Genomic DNA, 15,144 nt, shown 5'->3' with positions numbered 1-15,144 from the left:
AGATGGCTCTTCTCTTCCTATCTTCCCCGCATTCGGCTTTCTTTAAACAATCGGCTTGCGCAAAAAACTGTCCGGAAGTTCAAAAAAGCAGGAAACCAGGTGCTGCGCGCCTGGTTTCCTGCCTGTGTTTTAGACTTCCGTTCTCCGGCTGAGTTCCGCCGCTTGCTCCCGCAGCTTGAATTTCTGGATTTTGCCGGATGCTGTCATCGGATAATCCTTCGTGAATTCAAAATAGCGCGGTATCTTATGGCGGGAAATTTTGCCGGTGCAATATTCCCGCAATCCTTCAGCATCCAGTTTTTCGCCGTCCTTGAGAATGATCCACGCCATCAGCTCTTCCCCGTATTTCTGATCCGGCACTCCGACGACTTGGACGTCCTGGATCGCTGGATGGCGGTAAAGGAATTCTTCGATTTCGCGCGGGTAGATATTCTCGCCTCCCCGGATGACCATGTCCTTCATGCGTCCGGTGATGGCAATATAGCCGTCCTCGTCTTCGACCGCGATATCGCCCGTATGCAGCCAGCCTTCGCTGTCGATGGCATCACGGGTCGCTTCTTCGTTATGATAATAGCCTTTCATGATATGGTAGCCTCGCGTGCAAAGTTCGCCTGGCACACCGGCAGCCACACTGTCGCCGCTTGCCGGGTCGATGATTTTCACTTCGACTTCTGCATGGGGCTTGCCGACAGTCGCTACCCGCTTTTTGATGTCATCATCAGCGCGCGTCTGCGTGATGACCGGAGAAGATTCGGTCTGGCCGTAAGCAATGGTAATTTCCGATGCCCCCATATCGCTGATCACTTTCTTCATGACTTCAATCGGGCATGGCGAACCGGCCATGATGCCTGTACGCAGGGAAGAGGTATCAAATGATTTAAAATCAGGATGGTTGAGCTCAGCTATGAACATCGTCGGCACGCCGTGAAGGGCCGTGCATTTTTCATCCTGAACCATCTGCAGCACTTTTTTCGGTTCGAATTGTTCGGCAATGACCATCGTGGATGAATGTGTCACCGCTGCCATTGTTCCAAGCACACAGCCAAAGCAATGAAAGAACGGAACTGGAATGCACAGCCGGTCTTTCTCCGTCAGGTTCATCGTATCGCCGACCAGTTTCCCGTTATTGACCACGTTCAAATGCGTCAGCATGACGCCTTTCGGAAAGCCTGTCGTACCGGAAGTGTATTGGATATTGATGACGTCTTCCGGCTCCATCGACTCGAAGCGGATTTCCAGTTCCCCGTCCGAAACGCCGCTCGCGAAAGCTTCAAACTCGCTCCACGTATAGGTGCCAGGATAGCTCCTTTCAGACATGACGATAACCCGTTTGAAATGGGGCAGCCGGCTGCATTCGATTGCGCCTTTTTCGGCTGTCTTCAGCTCCGGGCATACCGCGTTCAGGATGTCGATGTAATTCGAGCCTTTGAACTCCTCCCCCAATATCAGGGTCGTGGCATCGGATTGCTGCAGCAAGTATTCCAATTCACTCGCTTGGTAGCTTGTGTTGACAGTTACCAAGACACCGCCCATCTTGCCCGTTGCGAATTGGCTCAGCAGCCATTCACGCTTATTGTCTGACCAGATGGCAACATGCTCCCCTTTGGCGATGCCCATTCCCATAAATGCCTTTGCGAGGCGATCCGTTTCCTCGTTGAATTCCTGATAGGTTTTCCGGATGCCATGCTCCGGATAGACGTATGCCTCTGTGTCCGGATGCAGCGCCGCTTGCTCACGCACGACTTGTCCGACCGTTTTTTGTAAAATAGCCACTTCCATCCCCCCTCGATGTAAACGTTATCAATCCACTTTTGATTTTATCACAAAATTCCAAATTATGTGATTGGCAAAAGCCCTGGTTTCCAAACGCTCCAATCGCCCTTTTCGAGCCAGCCATGATAAAATGGAAGCATTATGTGCAACGAAAGGAAATCCAATGGACATCCAAACTATGAACGAAGAATTGACAGCCCGCATCAGCCAGCGGGAATTGGTAGCGGGCACGATCAGCCAGCCGCGCTTAAAATCCAATAGCATCAAACGCATTAAACTGAAGCCTGTGGAAATCAAAAATCAATACTTCATCCAATTCGAATATCAGTTTGAACATGTACTGAAACATGAAAACCTGTCGATGCAGGAAGCGGCTGCGAAGCTCGAGTCTTTGTTCGAAGATTTCCGGCAAGGACTCTTCCAGTTCACGGAAGAAAAAGTGCAACTCCAATTGTCGAAGAAATTCAAGGTGTCGTGGAAAACGGAAAAAACGGCGCAAAAAGCCGCTGAACTTTCCCATAACCGCAAAAAACGCTACCTGCTGGAGGACGGCATCCCTTATCCATTCCTCGTGCGGCTTGGCGTCCAAAATCCGGATGGCAGCGTGAAAAAACAGAAATACGATAAATTCCGCCAAATCAACCGTTTTATCGAGTTCATCGACGATGCGCTTGCCCACCTTCCGAAAGACCGGCCCGTGCGGATTCTCGATTTCGGTTCCGGGAAATCGTATTTGACGTTTGCCTTGTACCATTATTTGCGCGTCGAAAAAGGGCTTGACCTGCGCGTCACCGGACTCGATTTGAAAAAAGAAGTCATTGAGGAATGCCAACGCATTGCCGACGACCTTTCTTACAGCCAACTGGAGTTTTTGGTCGGCGACATCAACGATTACAATGAAGAATCGGCAGTGGACATGGTGGTCACGCTGCACGCCTGCGACGTCGCAACGGATATGGCGTTGTCGCGCGCCGTAAAGTGGAACGCCAAAGTCATTTTGAGCGTCCCTTGCTGCCAGCACGAATTGAATAGCCAAATCGATGCACCGGAACTTGGGCTTATGCTCCAGCACGGCTTGATCAAAGAACGCTTCAGCGCACTTGCGACGGATTCCATCCGCGCGGAGCTGCTGTCGCTTGTCGGCTATGAAACACAATTGGTGGAGTTTATCGACATCGAAAACACACCGAAGAACATTTTAATCCGCGCTTATAAAACCGGACGCAAGCCTGCACCCGGCCAATTCCAGCGCTACAAGGAATTCACCGGGCTGCTTTCCGCCAAACCTTTTCTTGAAAACGAATTAAAGGAGCTCTTATGAAAAAGAAAAATCTTGTCAACGGCATGATCCTCGCCTTCTCGGTCGTGCTGATCCGCTTTATCGACGTCCGGGTGTACGATATGAATCTTTTGGTGACTTTATTGCTCACTGCGGGCCTTATTTTCGTTATGATGAAAGTCGTCGACCGTATCCCTTCACTGGACGAACCGGTTTCAAAACGGACTGCGGCAATCACCAATACCATTGTGGTCCTCACCATCTTTCTGGCATTTTTCGTCTTGGGCCTGTAAACGCGAAAACCGCCTTTCCATTTCGGAAAGGCGGTTTTTTTATGCGTTTCTGTTCAAGGACGGTTGGAATTAGGTTCTTCATCCGCTTCTTTATCGATAACTTCCTGGATGTAACTTTTGACAGGTTCAAGCGTCAATTCCAATCCACTTGTCTCCAGATGGTTTTGCAAGTAATCGAGCTGATTCTCTTCCACTGCGTAGGACTGCAGATTCAACACATTGTTTATGTAGAGCATCCCTTCGTTTGTCGCCATAGGTGCAGGAGAACCTTGCTGTTCCCGCTTTTCCACTTCTGCCATGCCGATAGCCAATCCTTCATCGATCAATTCTTCCATCAATTCTGCGTAGCGCGCCTCGCCCAATCCTTCAGAAAGCCTGGCGTCCAGCTTTCTCACTTCATCTGTTGAAGCCTCACGGTAATATTGGGCGTAATAGGCCATCAGCACTTGTTCCTTATCCATCAGTTCTGCCACGGAAATCCCTCCGGTAAAGTGTCATTTACTGGTTTATTCCCTTTTTTGATGATTATTATGCATGCAATGCGCTTTTCAAAAATCATGTGCTTTTATTTATTCGCCATCCAGTCCAGTAAAGCCTGGGCCACTTGGTCTTGCTGGTCGAGCGGACTGATGGCGGCGGGCAAGTCGTTTTTCTGCTCGCCGTACAAGCCGAATTGGGCATGGTTGCCGCCAGCTATTTCAATGAATTCACTGTTCGCCGAAAACAGCATCTGCCGTTCTTTGATGTCTTGCGGAAGCGTCAAGCCATCGTTTTCCGCAGACACCGACAGCATCGGCAAATCACTCAACGCAAAATCACCAACAGGATAGGCCGCCAGAAAATAAAGGCCGGCGAGCTCGTCCTGATGTTCTTCTGCGTACTGGGCAGCGGCTACGCCGCCAAGGGAATGCCCGCCGATAAACCATTTTTCGACTGCCGGATAAGTCGCGATCACTTCGTCAGCTTTGCCCGCAGCGAGGATTGGAAATTTCAGCGGCATGTCCGGTATGGCTACCGTGTAGCCTGCGGCTTGCAGCTTTTCAGCCAGATAGGCGTATGCAGCAGCTTCCACTTTCGCACCTTGGTACAAAATGACGCCTTTGCCGTTCGGTTTTTCCGGCTGGAAAATCAAGCCGGATCCGTCCCGTTCGAGCGCATCAACAGCGACGCGTTCTTTCAGTTCAGCGCTTGGCCCATAATCGAATTGCGCATAAATCACAAAACCGGCAATTGCCGCCAAAAGCACGGCGATAGCTGCCAGCAATAACCGGACGCTCCATTTCACCATAAATTCCAGCTCCCCGCTGTCCTTTTAATACGCAAGGCCGACACGGCGCTGCAGGAATTCCGGATGCGCCAGCAAGTTATAGGCAAACGCAGCCGTGTCGCCCACCGTGATTTCCTTGCCGCCTTCCGGAAGCAGATCTTTTTCTGTGCGGTAATTGCCGCGTGCTTCGCCATCTGGCAGGTAGGTTGGACAGACGATTGTCCAATCCAAAGCGCTGTTTTCCAGCTCGCGGTACATTTTTTCATGTTCTTCAGCTGCAAACGTCAATTTTCGGTTGGAGTCGCCGCCTTGGTAGCGCAGCAGCCCCGGTGACAGCCGGCTGTCGAGGATGCCTGCTGTGCCGATGGCAATGATGCGCGAGACGCCATGCTTTTTCATCGCGGCCGCAATCAATGGCGCAGCTTCCGAAAGCGTGGTCGTGCGGCCGGTTCCGATTGCGCTGAAAACTGCGCCAGTGCCGGCAATCACGCGTTCGACGTCTTCGGCTTTGCGCACGTCGCCGACGATCATTTCCAAATTCGGGTGCGGTTCAAGTTTTGTTGAGCGCACGAGTGCTTTGACATGGTGCCCGTCAGCAAGGGCCTGTTTCAGTATCTGTTCGCCGACACGGCCAGTTGCACCAAAAATCGCGATTTCCATAGGTATCCCCCTCATTTAAAATGATAGCCTTTTTTCGCCAGCACTTCTTTAATGTCCGGACGCTTTGGCGTACTCAGGAACTGCGCCATCTGCTGCGTCCATGTCGCCTGTTTCTGGTTCGTGCTGCGCGCTTCGTAATAGTTCTGCACAGTGGCATCGTATGCCGGCAATAAGCTGCTGTATTTTTCTTCGTCGTAGTCATTTTCATGCAAAATCGCTTCCACCGGCAAACGCGGCTTCACTTCATTGGCTTCGTTCGGCACGCCGATTGTCAGCCCGTAGACAGGGAACACGCCTTCCGGCAAGCCGACCAAATCGCTGATTGCCTGCATATTATTGCGCACGCCGCCGATATAGCAGATGCCGTAGCCTTTCGATTCCGCCGCAAGCGCCAGGTTTTGTGCCAGCAGCCCGACGTCCGTCACGGCGACGATCAGGTTTTCCGCTTGGTCAAAGACAATCAATCCGCCCTGCAATTCCGCCGCATGTTTCAAGCGATTGTAGTCCGCACACATCAACAGCACGGCGCCAGCGCCTTCCATTTGCTTTACATTTTTGGACAATTCCCCCAGTTTCTTGCGCTTGTCGCGGTCCGTCACCCAAACGATCGAGTAGGCCTGCACAAAATGCGAAGTTGCCGCATGCTGGGCTGCCTCGATCAATTCGCTTAGCTCCTCCCGGCTCAATTGCTTGTCTTTGTAATCACGCACGGATGCGTGGGATTTCATCAATTCAATAACCATTTCTCCATTGCCCCTTTCCAGTCTTTCCTCTATCCTATCAAAAACTTTCAGCAGATACCCTCGCGACGATTTTTGGTACAATAAAAGCAGAGGGGTGAAACGATTGAAACAGCTTAAAACCGCTTTTTCCGTTCTTTTTTTATTGGTCCTTGGCGGTTTTTCATTTATATGGATTCAACGGGAAATGGAGTTTCGCGAAGAATTGAAGCAGCGTCCGATGCCTTCGGGCTTGCATCCCATAATCGAAGAAAAGCGCGATGAACTCGTCCGCCTGGCTTCAGCAGCCGGCATCGACATCATTATCACCGACGGGTTCCGTTCACGCGATGAGCAGGACCGGCTGCATGCCCAGGGGCGGAGTGCGCCGGGCAATGTCGTGACACAAGTACAAGGCGGCGGTTCGTACCACAATTACGGCCTTGCCATCGACTTTGCTTTGCGCGACGGCAACGGCGGCGTTGTCTGGGACATTGAGCGCGACGTGAACCGCAATGGCGAGAGCGACTGGTTCGAAGTGGCCGCCATCGGCAAAGAGCTCGGGTTTTCATGGGGCGGCGATTGGCGGCGTTTCAAGGATTACCCGCATCTCGAAATGACGTTCGGCTTGTCGATCAAAGAGCTGCAAGAAGGCTACCGGCCCGAGGATGTCATGGATTAGGCCCTGACAATCACCGTATCACACCGGCGCTGTTGAATAGCACGAAAAACCCGCGCGATTCCAATGGAATCGCGCGGGTTTTATCGTATATGTCTGCATGGCTAGCAGGTATTTTTATTTACTTGCAACAGCTGCATTTGCCGTATGCAGCACCTATAATTCCTGGCGCAAAGCCTGAATCACATCGATTTGCGTCGCTTTGCGCGCTGGACGCCATCCGGAAATCATAGAGACCCCGATGCTGATGGCTGCTGAAATCGCGACCAGCTGCCACGGAATAACGGAAATCAGGATATTGAAATCCCCCGTTTCTTCTTCTCCAAGCGAGCTCATGACGATCATCGGCACTAGCCAGTTCGCAAGCATGCTGATGCCATAGGAAATGATGACTGCCAGGACGGTGCCGATGATGCCGATTGCCGCACTTTCCATAAGGAACAGGCGCTGAATCAGTTTCGGTTGTGCACCGATCGCTTTCATGACGCCGATTTCACGCGTACGCTCTGTCACAGCCATCGTCATCGTATTAAAGATGCCGATTGAAGCGATTAAAATCGCAATCGTTCCAACAAAAATCAACCCTGCTTTTAATAGGGTGAAGAACATGTTCATCGAACCCAACTCTTCCGTAACGGAATAGACGTAATAGCCATCCTTTTTCAGCTTTTCCGTGATGCCTTTTACGTATTGCAATTCGTCCGCATAAACAAGCACTTCACGTGGCGTCTCTTCGGTCCCTAAGCTTTCTGCAATGATTTTACTCCATGATGCATCCGCATAAATCGAGCTGTCCATCATCCAGTCTTTCGCCGGCTCTTCTGTAACTCCCGCTACTGTGAATTCCCGGGTGACAGGCTCACCTTCCCCTTCAAATGGCTTCAGCTCGATTTCGAAAGTCTGGCCCACCAAACTTCCGGCAAAACCATCCAACTCTTCCCCTTCGGCAGCGTTTTCTTGTTCTTCCTCCGTTACGAGCGACTGGGCAAAATGATAGCCCACCAGCACTTCTCCTTCTGCAGCGGGCATGGCGCCATCCGATAAAGCAAGCCCTGCTTTTTCTTCATTGCCAAACTGGACAAACACCAAATCAGCATATGCGCTCCGTTCTCCTAAACGAGCTTCTCCTTCAGCCTGTGGCCGGCTCCGTTCTGCTACGGCTTTGACGTGCGGAATTCCGCGCATTGCTTCCGCTTCCTGGGGCGTTATCACACTGTCCGAATCTTCCTTGCCAGGAACTTCGATTTTCGTTACGGTCCGGTTTTCCAAGATATCATCCGACAAGGTTTTGTGCAGGCCGAAGCCGACTGAAGCCAGGACAATGAGAAAAGCACAGCCCATTGTAGCAGCGAGTATCGTCGTCGCCACCCGCAGTTTGTTGCGTTTCATGTGCTGCCCGATAAACCCGAGCTGATCTTTAAATTGCATGGCGCTGCACCCCTTTCACTAATTTCCCATCATGCAGCCGGTACTGCCGGTTGGCAATTCCCGCCACTTCATCATCATGGGTGATGATCACGAATGTCACGCCAAGATTGCGGTTGAGCGAACGGATCAAGTCCAGTATTTCCTGCTCTGTTTCAGAGTCGAGACTTCCGGTCGGTTCATCCGCCAAAATAACCGGCGGGTTGGTGATTAACGCACGAGCGATGCTGACGCGCTGCTGCTGGCCTCCTGACAGCTCATTCGGATAATGGCTGGCGACTTCTGACAACCCGACTTCCATCATCAGTTTTTCCACCACCGCTCTCCGCTCCGGCGCTTTCATGCCTTTTATCTTCAATGGCAATTCGATATTTTCAAAGGCATTCAGCCCCGGCATCAATTGAAAACTTTGAAAGATGAAGCCAAAGTTCTTCAGCCGGAAATCTGCCATCTCTGATTCTTTCAGCGAAGAAATTTCCTGCCCTCCGACTGCCACCGCCCCGGATTCCGGAACCATGAAGCCCGCCAGAATGTTCAACAGCGTCGACTTGCCCGATCCGCTTTTCCCTAAAATCGCGGCAATCTCTCCTTGTTTGACGTGGAGTGTAATCTCTTCCAATACTGGAATTTTGCGTTCATTTCCTTTTTTGCCGATTGCAAAAGAATGGGATAGCGTGTTAATTTCAATCATTGTTATGCCCCTTTCTACTTCCTGCCTTTAGTATAAGAGGTAAATCTTAACAAACAGTCCTGCCTTTTCTGAAGAATTCCTTAAGAATAGAGTAAGAGCCATCGAATAAGGGTAATTGAGTACTAAGTATTTAGTCATATAAAACCTTATATACTATGTGGAATTGCCGTAGCACATTCTGAAATTGCGCAAAGGGGGACAAGCAGATGATGCACATTGCTGTCGTAATTCCAGCATATAAACCAGGCAGCAATTGCCTCGACTTGATTGAGGACATACTGGCTGCCGGTTTTCCGCATATTATCGTCGTCGATGATGGCAGCGGCCCCGAATATGCCGATTTTTTCAGCTCCCTTCTCTCCATCCCGCAAGCCACTGTGCTGCGGCATGCTGCAAACCAAGGGAAAGGGCGCGCCCTCAAAACCGCATTCCATTACATACTCAACGAACAATTGCCGTTCGATGCCATCATCACCGCCGATGCCGATGGCCAGCATCTGGTTTCGGACATGATTAAACTGAGCCGGGAAATGGCTGAAGAACCGAACCACGTCGTTCTTGGGGCGCGGGATTTCAACCATAAGGAAGTGCCTTTCCGGAGCCGCTTCGGCAATCGTTTCACCCGCTTGCTGTTCAGGCTGTCCACTGGAACTGTGCTGGCCGACACCCAGACAGGGCTTCGGGGCATACCGGTCAAATACTTGCCCCGGCTGCTCGGTGTCCTCGGCGAGCGCTTTGAATACGAGATGAACGTTCTAGCCGCATTAAAGAAAAATTACATCCCGATTTCAGAAGTGCCAATCCAAACCGTCTACCTTGATGCCAATAAATCGTCGCATTTCAATCCGCTCAAAGATTCATTCCATATCTATAAAGTGTTCCTGCTTTACGGAATTTCGGGTGCCGCTTCGTTCGGGCTGGATATCGGCCTTTATTGGATTTTCATCCAGTTGCTGCGCGATGAAGCTCCCGAGCTGTTCATCATTTTCGCTACCATTGCAGCACGCGTGCTGTCGTCGCTGTTCAATTACTATATCAACCGCAATAAAGTGTTCAAACAAGGCAGCCGCCAGTCATTTTACCGCTATTATCTGCTGGCCGGTTTTATCATGCTGGTATCTGCGGCTTCTGTCCATCTGCTCTATGCTGAATGGCTTGGCCGCGGAGAAGTCATTCTCAAAGTGATGGTCGACGCCGTGTTATTCATCTTCGGATTTATCGCCCAGCGTGCCTGGGTATTCCGGAAAGACTAATAAAAGGCCGCTGCCCTCGATTGGGCAGCGGCCTTTTGCTTATAGGAGCGCAAATAAGCGCTTGAGCTCTTCCTTATTCTCTTCAAAGCCGATAAAATGGTGTTCCAGCCTGCGCTTTCCGAACAAACCTCTCTTATAGAAAGCGAACAATGGCACGATGCGGCTACCGGATATCTCTTTCATATCGATCTCCAATTCCCTAGCCGCTTCGACATCCTTGTGTTCGTAGGAAATGTCATGGACCGCGAGATAGGTCTTGGCATCCTGGCAGTCGCTGCAGGTGGGGCGCGTATACAGCACCATTTCCATTGCTTCGCCCATCTTCATCCCTCCGTCAACGTTATCTTAGGCAACCGCCGGTTTGAAGCCTTTAAGCCTCAAGGCATTGATCAACACCGAAACGGAACTGAAACTCATGGCGGCGCCGGCAATCATCGGGCTCAGCAGCGGGCCTCCGAACAAATAGAGGATTCCCATCGCTACCGGTATGCCCAGAATATTATAGGCGAAAGCCCAGAACAGGTTTTGTTTTACGTTTTTGATTGTGGATTTGCTCAAATCCACTGCAGTCAAGACATCCAGCAAATCGCTTCTCATCAGCACGATATCCGCTGATTCCATTGCTACGTCAGTGCCGGAGCCGATAGCGATGCCGACATCCGCCTGCGCCAAAGCCGGCGCATCGTTTATGCCATCTCCGACCATTGCCACAACTTTGCCTTCTGCTTGAAGTTTTTTGACTTCGTCCGCTTTATCCTCAGGCAAAACTTCACTCAGGACACGGTCCACCCCGACTTGTTTGGCGATTGCTTCAGCTGTCAGCTTATTATCGCCTGTCAGCATGGCGACTTCGATGCCCATTTTCTGCAGTCGGCGGATCGCCAAGGCACTCGATTCTTTGATTGTGTCAGCCACAGCAATTGCGCCAGCCAGTTTTCCGTCTGCTGCGATAAACATCAATGACTTCCCTTGGCCCGCCAAATTGTCGGCCGCTTCCGATAGGACGCTGAGCGAAATATTTTGGCTAGCCATTAACTTGCGATTGCCGATTGACACTTTGCGGCCGTCTATCTCAACTTCCAGACCATGGCCTGGAATCGCCTTGAACGCTTCGCCTTTGCCAAGAAGCAGCCCTTTTTTAGCTGCCGCTTCAACAATCGCTTCCCCGATGGGATGTTCAGAACCTTTTTCAGCGGACGCCGCAAGCGCCAGCAATTGTTCTTCTGTTAATGTGCTGTCAGCCAACACAATATCAGTCACTTTCAACTTTCCTTCCGTAATGGTTCCTGTTTTATCAAAGACGATTGTTTGTATTTTATGGGTGGTTTCCAGCGCTTCACCGCTTTTGATCAATACGCCATGTTCCGCGCCTTTCCCGGTGCCGACCATAATCGCAGTCGGCGTCGCAAGGCCGAGGGCGCAGGGGCAGGCAATGACCAATACGGAAATCGTGATCGTCAGCGCAAAGACAGCTGTCTGGCCGCCGAAATACCAGGCCAGGCCTGAAATCAATGCCAAACCGATGACAACAGGCACAAAGTATGCCGAAATGATGTCTGCCAATCGGGCAATCGGCGCTTTCGAGCCTTGTGCATCTTCCACCAATTTGATGATCCGCGCGAGCACGGTGTCTTTGCCGACTTTTGTCGCACGATAGCGGATTGCACCGTTCTTGTTGATGCTCGCTCCGACGATGGCGTCTCCCGGAGCTTTGTCGCTCGGCAAACTCTCACCCGAAATCATCGATTCGTCGACAGACGTGGTGCCTTCTGTAACGATTCCGTCCACCGGCATTCTTTCCCCCGGCTTGACGACGACGATGTCTCCTACTTCCACTTCATCGACAGAGATTTCACGCTCTTCGCCGTCTCTGAAAACAACAGCGGATTTCGGCGCCATCCCCATCAATTTTTTGATGGCTTCAGACGTTTTGCCTTTTGACAAGGCTTCAAAATATTTCCCTAAGGTGATCAGCGTCAGAATGACTGCAGCTGATTCGTAGTACAGGTTATCAGCAGCGTGCTCGTTGCTGGCAAACATGAACGCTGTGACAACCAAGCTGTACACAAACGCCGCACTTGTCCCCAACGCGATAAGCGAGTCCATATTCGGATGCCCTTTAAATAAAGTGCGGAATCCTACTGTGAAGAATTTCGCCCCTAAGATCATCACAGGAATGGTCAAAAGCAGCTGGATCATGGCAAAATTCGTGTGGTTGATTTCAGGATCGATGATTGACGGCAGCGGCATTCCGAACATATGCCCCATTGAGATGAGTAGGAGCGGCACAGTCAAAGCGGCGGACATCCAGAACCTTCTCCACATTTCTTTTATATGCTGCTGCTTTTTTTCCCGATCTTCATCAGCGGAATCGATTGTCGATTCATCGTCATGCGCTTCGTAGCCGGCGTCGCTGACCGCCGATTTGATATCCGAGATGGCCAAAACGGATGGATCATAGCGGATCACCATTTTTTCGGTGGCCATATTGACATTCGATTCAGCCACTCCCGGCAGTTTGCGCGTCGCTCGTTCAACGGCTTGGACACAGGAAGCACAAGTCATGCCTTCAATCACAAAACTTTTCACGACGCTGTCAGTACTTGCTTTATATCCCGCTTTTTCGACAGCATCTTGGATATCCTGCACAGAAACAGCCGCTTCGTCATAAACGACTTTCACTTTTTCAGTTGCCAAATTGACGTTCGATTCGTCTACTCCGGGCAATTTATTGACCGCTCGTTCGACCGCTTTTGCGCACGCTGCACAGGTCATGCCTTCTACATTCAATGTTTTTTCCATTACGCTCTCAACTCCTTGCTTGTTAGTGGCAATTTATATTATGTTCTTTTTTGCATTTACATTGGCCGGGAATACAATTACAAGGAACCGTATCAACCGCCTCACTCTTTTTCGCATCCAACGCCGCCTGCAGCAGCTGTATATCTTCATGGCTGAGCAATGCTTTCGAAATCATATCGGCGATTGTTTTGCCTGCTGCACGGCTGCAAATCTGGCCAAATAACCGGTCCGTCGCACTTTTTACACTGCCTTCTTCGCTGATGCCGGCCGAATAAATGAATTTATTGCCTTGCGGTGCTGCCAGCAGCATTCCTTTTTTGACAAGGCGCCCGATAAACGTTTTCGTCGTTGCCGGCTTCCAATCTTTCTTTTCCTGGAGCACTTCAATGATTTCTTTGCTGGTGGCTTGCTCGAGCGTCCAGACGACGCGCATGATTTCCCATTCAGCGTCTGTAATCTCCACTTTCTCTTCTATCATTCTGGAACCCTCCATTCATTTACACTTGTAATCGATTAAAATTAGTTTACATTTGTAATCAATTATTGTCAATCACTTTGATTGCAAATAAAAAAACGTTTTGAACTGGAATGCAGTTCAAAACGCAAGACGCCCTTCGCCCCGTGCCGGAAGAAAACTTTACCGACCATGCGCCCAAGCAATGCGCGGATCAATTTGGCGCGACATCCGCACCATGAAAGGCTCGAATCCCAGCCGCGGCCAGAAATAAGAAGCCAAGTGATTGGCGGTGCGCCAGTCAGCGAAAATATACTCGAAGCCGTCTTTCTGCAATTCCGCAAAACAATGGTCAGCCATCGTCCTTCCCACTCCACGCCCACGCAGATCCGGGTTGGTCGATGCTGCTGGCAGTTCGATGCATTTTTCGGGAATCACCAAATTGTATGGATCGCCGTCTTTATAATAAACGTGGAAGCCTGCAACCTGCTCTCCCTGTTCAGCAATCCAGACATAGGAATCCTCTTCTTCCGACAGTTCCTCATAGCCCTTTTTCACTTCTTCCATCGTTTCTTTTGTAATCGGGTTCCACGAAGGCGCATCCGTTTGGTGGATGCTGTTCCACAAAGCCATCTTTTTATACAGCTGCACGTCCTCCGGGGTGCCTCGACGGATTTTCAGCGGCGGTTGGGGGGTCACTTCTTTCGGCTCGTACTTATCCAATGGCAGCAGCGCGTATTTTTGCTCAAAATGGAACGACTGGTCGAGCCATTCGTTCAGCAATTTCTGTTCACCGAGCGGCACCATCAATGCGTGGTGGAAATAGCCATTTTTCACCCACTCCGCTCCGGCGTCAGCGTAGAGAAGCCTTACCAGCCGGGGATGTTCATGTTCACTGACCGCAATCGATTCGTATCCCATCCAGACATAGCGCCCGCGTTCAGCGCTTTCCTTGAACTCATAAAGCAAATAGCCGATCACATCGATGCCGCGGACTGCGACAATGCCTCCGACATAAGGCCGTTCCAGCATTTTGCGGATCACACTTTCCGCTTCATCGATTTCTTCAAAACGCGCAGGCAGATAAGGAAAAGCCTTGCGTTCACGCTCCTGCCTTTTCGCCAGCAGCGCGGACATTTGTCGGATGTGCTTTTCTTCCATTCCCATAAACTGAATCATTGCACTCACTCCTTGGTTTGAAGTTTTACATCAAGCATATGGTAGTTTCCATTAATCACTTTATCGCCGAATTCCACCGGCACCGCCTCAACAAAAATCGGCCCGTCAATAACCACTGTATGAAATTCGCCTTCTTCTCCACAAGGATCGATGCCGATCGCTTCCAGCTCGCCGATCAGCTCTTCCGTGAATTCCCGGCCGAGGAATGCCGAATCCATGCGCGTTGTGTCGACCACTGTGATCACAGCTTTGAACCCTGCCCTCACCAGTTCCAGCAGCAAATCTTTGCGGGGCTCCTGCCACAGTGGATGGCTCGCTTCCATCCCCGCTTCCGCGCTCACTTTCAGCACCCATTGCAAATGATCTTCCAAATCGATATCGCCATAGACGCCCATATCGATCCCTTGGGCCTTAAAGCTTTTCAGCTGGCGGATGAATTCTTCTTCGTATCCTGCCCAATCCGCTTTGCCGATGACAAGCGGCAAGCCCATCCGTTCCGCCTGCGCTTCCATGACTTCCAGCGGCAGGCCATGAGACCGAGAACGCACTCCATCCGGTTCAAACATTGTAAACAGCACCACAGGCACATTGCCGCCCATCACTGCCCGGTAATACGCCAAAGCCGAATCTTTTCCGCCGCTCCACGACATCATAAATGTTTTCTGCATCA

At 50.8% G+C, this 15,144-nt stretch carries 16 protein-coding genes; 4 read left to right on the top strand and 12 right to left on the bottom strand.

Annotated features, from left to right (window positions below; genetic code table 11):
* Positions 1–129: 129 nt before the first annotated feature.
* On the bottom strand, positions 130–1,773 hold the full coding sequence (locus QMA09_RS02465) for an AMP-binding protein (RefSeq protein WP_290211892.1): 1,644 nt from the start codon (positions 1,771–1,773) through the stop codon (positions 130–132).
* Between the two features lie 163 nt (positions 1,774–1,936).
* On the opposite strand from QMA09_RS02465, the gene QMA09_RS02460 reads away from it, so the two are divergent.
* Positions 1,937–3,094, top strand: coding sequence for a class I SAM-dependent methyltransferase (locus QMA09_RS02460; protein WP_290211891.1), 1,158 nt, complete (start codon positions 1,937–1,939; stop codon positions 3,092–3,094).
* A complete protein-coding gene (locus tag QMA09_RS02455; protein ID WP_290211890.1) occupies positions 3,091–3,345 on the top strand; it encodes a hypothetical protein in 255 nt (84 codons plus the stop codon). Before QMA09_RS02460 ends, QMA09_RS02455 begins: the two co-directional genes overlap by 4 nt.
* A gap of 53 nt (positions 3,346–3,398) precedes the next feature.
* On the opposite strand, the gene QMA09_RS02450 is transcribed toward QMA09_RS02455, so the two are convergent.
* The 4 genes from QMA09_RS02450 to nfsA all read right to left on the bottom strand — a co-directional run bounded on the left by QMA09_RS02450 (position 3,399) and on the right by nfsA (position 6,015).
* Positions 3,399–3,818, bottom strand: a complete 420-nt coding sequence (locus tag QMA09_RS02450; RefSeq protein WP_290211889.1) for a hypothetical protein — start codon at positions 3,816–3,818, stop codon at positions 3,399–3,401.
* Between the two features lie 92 nt (positions 3,819–3,910).
* Positions 3,911–4,633: an alpha/beta hydrolase gene (locus QMA09_RS02445; RefSeq protein WP_135504180.1), complete on the bottom strand. Its 723-nt coding sequence runs from the start codon at positions 4,631–4,633 to the stop codon at positions 3,911–3,913.
* A gap of 24 nt (positions 4,634–4,657) precedes the next feature.
* Positions 4,658–5,272 (bottom strand): NAD(P)-dependent oxidoreductase, encoded by a 615-nt coding sequence (locus QMA09_RS02440; RefSeq protein WP_290211888.1) that lies wholly within the window; start codon positions 5,270–5,272, stop codon positions 4,658–4,660.
* An 11-nt stretch (positions 5,273–5,283) separates the two neighbouring features.
* Complete coding sequence (gene nfsA, locus QMA09_RS02435) at positions 5,284–6,015, bottom strand: oxygen-insensitive NADPH nitroreductase (protein WP_290211887.1); 732 nt, start codon at positions 6,013–6,015, stop codon at positions 5,284–5,286.
* 103 nt (positions 6,016–6,118) lie between these two features.
* Between nfsA and QMA09_RS02430 the strand changes: the two genes are divergently transcribed.
* Positions 6,119–6,673 (top strand): M15 family metallopeptidase, encoded by a 555-nt coding sequence (locus QMA09_RS02430; RefSeq protein WP_135504185.1) that lies wholly within the window; start codon positions 6,119–6,121, stop codon positions 6,671–6,673.
* A gap of 153 nt (positions 6,674–6,826) precedes the next feature.
* Here the strand turns inward: QMA09_RS02430 and QMA09_RS02425 are convergent, their stop codons facing one another.
* On the bottom strand, positions 6,827–8,098 hold the full coding sequence (locus QMA09_RS02425) for an ABC transporter permease (RefSeq protein WP_290211886.1): 1,272 nt from the start codon (positions 8,096–8,098) through the stop codon (positions 6,827–6,829).
* Positions 8,088–8,786, bottom strand: a complete 699-nt coding sequence (locus tag QMA09_RS02420; protein ID WP_290211885.1) for an ABC transporter ATP-binding protein — start codon at positions 8,784–8,786, stop codon at positions 8,088–8,090. Before QMA09_RS02420 ends, QMA09_RS02425 begins: the two co-directional genes overlap by 11 nt.
* Positions 8,787–8,992: 206 nt before the next feature.
* On the opposite strand from QMA09_RS02420, the gene QMA09_RS02415 reads away from it, so the two are divergent.
* Positions 8,993–10,039, top strand: a complete 1,047-nt coding sequence (locus QMA09_RS02415) for a bifunctional glycosyltransferase family 2/GtrA family protein (protein WP_290211884.1) — start codon at positions 8,993–8,995, stop codon at positions 10,037–10,039.
* A 39-nt stretch (positions 10,040–10,078) separates the two neighbouring features.
* Here the strand turns inward: QMA09_RS02415 and QMA09_RS02410 are convergent, their stop codons facing one another.
* The 5 genes from QMA09_RS02410 to QMA09_RS02390 form a co-directional block, all read right to left on the bottom strand.
* On the bottom strand, positions 10,079–10,360 hold the full coding sequence (locus QMA09_RS02410) for a glutaredoxin family protein (RefSeq protein WP_290211883.1): 282 nt from the start codon (positions 10,358–10,360) through the stop codon (positions 10,079–10,081).
* Between the two features lie 24 nt (positions 10,361–10,384).
* The gene (locus QMA09_RS02405; protein WP_290211882.1) at positions 10,385–12,841 is read right to left on the bottom strand and encodes a heavy metal translocating P-type ATPase; all 2,457 of its coding nucleotides are present in this window, start codon (positions 12,839–12,841) and stop codon (positions 10,385–10,387) included.
* A 22-nt stretch (positions 12,842–12,863) separates the two neighbouring features.
* Entirely contained in the window at positions 12,864–13,319 is a 456-nt protein-coding gene (locus QMA09_RS02400; RefSeq protein WP_290211881.1) for a CopY/TcrY family copper transport repressor, read from the bottom strand.
* A 159-nt stretch (positions 13,320–13,478) separates the two neighbouring features.
* The gene (locus tag QMA09_RS02395; RefSeq protein ID WP_290211880.1) at positions 13,479–14,474 is read right to left on the bottom strand and encodes a GNAT family N-acetyltransferase; all 996 of its coding nucleotides are present in this window, start codon (positions 14,472–14,474) and stop codon (positions 13,479–13,481) included.
* Positions 14,475–14,479: 5 nt separating this feature from the next.
* Positions 14,480–15,142 carry a Dph6-related ATP pyrophosphatase gene (locus QMA09_RS02390; protein ID WP_290211879.1) on the bottom strand — a complete coding sequence of 221 codons (663 nt, stop codon included), beginning with the start codon at positions 15,140–15,142 and terminating at the stop codon, positions 14,480–14,482.
* Positions 15,143–15,144: the final 2 nt, after the last annotated feature.

Source organism: Planococcus sp. APC 3906 (assembly GCF_030407685.1).
Taxonomy (GTDB): Bacteria; Bacillota; Bacilli; order Bacillales_A; family Planococcaceae; genus Planococcus; species Planococcus koreensis.
Note: the sequence above shows the minus strand (reverse complement) of the source record. Positions and strands in the feature narration are given on the sequence as shown.